Below are 2,241 nucleotides of genomic sequence, written 5' to 3' on the forward strand. Positions count from 1 at the left end.
AGTGGTTCCCGTCCGGCGCGTGAAACAACCCAGTCTGTCCCAGCTCAGAGCCTTCGCGGCGGCTCCCCGCCCTTGACAGGGCCAGTCTTCGACTTACTCTTCATGTTGTAATCCCTAGTAGTAAACGCCCCGGTTCGCACCCGGGGTTTTTTATGCCGCTTGACTGGGGCGATGCACCCACTCTTGAAGCGCCTGACGCATGGCCTCGGAAGGGGTTTGCCCACGGGCCACCGCCGTCTCCTCCACCAACGCCTTAAAACTTTTGCTGACCCGGGCCTTCAACAACTCATCCCGTGCGGTCTTTTCGCGTTTCGTCTTCACTGCCTGCTCCGTTTCTTGATTTGTGGTCCTGTTGTGGCCACAAATCCATCTAAGCAGGCTTTACGGAACTGGCAAGGGCTCGCGCCAACGGATGTTCGTTTCTGCTTTCGATGCTCCAGAAACACTTGAAAGTGTGAAATACCTCAAGCATCAGCCTGGGAGGTAGCAAGTGCTTGTTACCCACTTGTTACCCTTCAAACCCTTATGTTTACTGGGGGTAACAGGTGGTAACAAGGTAACAAGTGGTTTAAGAGATCCACGCAAGAAAAATCCACTCACCGCTCACAACATCCATGCATACACCCATCGGGAGCTCGCGATCCACCCGTTACCCTGTTACCCCTTGTTACCTCCTTATGGGACAAGGCTTTCACGGGTAACAAGGGGGTAACAGGTGCTTGTTACCTGTTAGGAAAAACAAGAGCAAAAGCGGCTTGAAGCAAGAGCCGGCGGCTGCTCGCCGCCGAGTCTTGAAGAGGGAAAGGCGGGCCTCCGGCCTCTACTCGTAGAGGTGGAAGCGGGACCAAAACCCGGGGCGCCTGGGACCGATCAGTTCGTTCCCCACCGTGACTTTGACCGCCCCAAGCGGCAAGAAATGAAACGTTTGATTCGCGTGGATCTGCAAAGCCGTCATCGCTGCGCACAACGGATCGATGTCCCCCGCCAGCACCAGGATTTTTTCGCTTGGAAGGTGTTTCTGTTGACTCCTGATCGCGGCAAGGGCAAGCGAACCCGCGCCGCAACAGCTGTCGTAGACCTTGGCTCCGCTCCCACCAGGCCGATGCCTGGTGGCAAGGGTTTGAACCAGATCGAGAAGATCGCCGGGAGTGAAAGACTGACCCAGCCCTTCCCCACCCTTCCTGGCCAGCAGCTCGGCATGGACCCGTCCCAGGACATCGTCAAACGGCCTGCTTGCGAAGACCGCTTTGATGTAAGCGTTGATGGCTGCTACCACTTCAGGCGCTTCTTCGACATTTTTTTTCAAGGGTCCAAAAGCAAGGACTTTGGTGTCGAGGTGACCCTTGGTGTCTGCGTGGATATGTGCCATTGACATCAGTGCGTGCTGAACGAACGTTTCGAATGCAACCCGCGGATTCCACGGCTTGCCAGGAGTGGAAGGGATGGCGCGGATGGCCTTCACAAGGTTGGCGACCTCATTCATCGTTGGCCGCCCCCATGTCAGCGCCCGTCACCCGGTTGGCCTTCTCGAGCCGGATCTCCTCATCCATGGCGATGAACCGATCTCGCGTGAGAGACCAAAACACCACCCGCGTTTCCAGGTATTGAGTGATGATGTCTTTGCACTCGACCACCACGCGCCCGATGGGCATCCGCCAGATCAACTGGTTTGACAGCAACTGAAGTGCGGTCATCGCAGCACACAACGGATCGCGGTCGTTCGCTTTCACGGTAAGCCCCCGAAGGGCCTTCGAATCCTTCCCGGCCAGTTCGTGAAGCTTCACAAGCAACAGCGTGCCGGCTCCGCAGGTGGGGTCACCCATGGGCCACTCGTCTTTTTGAGGCGCTTGAGCAAAGGCGTTCATCGCCCTCGCCAAGCCCCAAGGGGTGAAATGTTGAGCGTCGTTCTTTTTCCCTGACCACACCAACTCATTAAACAATCGGCCCAGGATGCATTCGAACGGCTCGAAGGTTTCCACTGCGCCGCCGTAGGCCTGGCCCGCTTCGTGGCACCAATCCTCGCTTCCTTGCACGTCAGTCCCAAGCAGCGTCAAGTCACACCAGGCGACCAAGGGCCCAAATCCCCGGGTGAACAACTCCTCGGCCTGATTGATCACGCAAACCTTCAGCGCAAACGCGGTGAACTTGCGCATCTTTTCCCTGGGCGATTCCCCGGGGATGGCTTGGATAGCCTTCAACAACCGCTGGTAAGCATTGTTGCGGGGATCGGTCGGCTTTGCG

General features: G+C 57.3%; 3 protein-coding genes. All 3 read right to left on the bottom strand.

Features of this window, described 5'->3' with window-relative positions; translation table 11 throughout:
* Positions 1-150 precede the first annotated feature (150 nt).
* Positions 151-321, bottom strand: a complete 171-nt coding sequence (locus AB0E19_RS38450) for a ribbon-helix-helix protein, CopG family (protein WP_140222693.1) — start codon at positions 319-321, stop codon at positions 151-153.
* A gap of 499 nt (positions 322-820) precedes the next feature.
* Positions 821-1,483, bottom strand: a complete 663-nt coding sequence (locus AB0E19_RS38455; RefSeq protein WP_049451765.1) for an N-6 DNA methylase — start codon at positions 1,481-1,483, stop codon at positions 821-823.
* Positions 1,476-2,241 (bottom strand): hypothetical protein (locus AB0E19_RS38460; RefSeq protein ID WP_362189830.1); only part of this gene is annotated, 766 nt, incomplete at its 5' end. The genes AB0E19_RS38460 and AB0E19_RS38455, both read right to left, overlap by 8 nt.

The organism is Streptomyces sp. NPDC047974 (genome assembly GCF_040653375.1).
Taxonomy (GTDB): Bacteria; Actinomycetota; Actinomycetes; order Streptomycetales; family Streptomycetaceae; genus Streptomyces.

Coding starts and splice junctions, on each gene's coding strand:
- AB0E19_RS38455 (WP_049451765.1), bottom strand. CDS start 1,483: ATGAATGAGGTCGCCAACCTTGTGAAGGCCATCCGCGCCATCCCTTCC.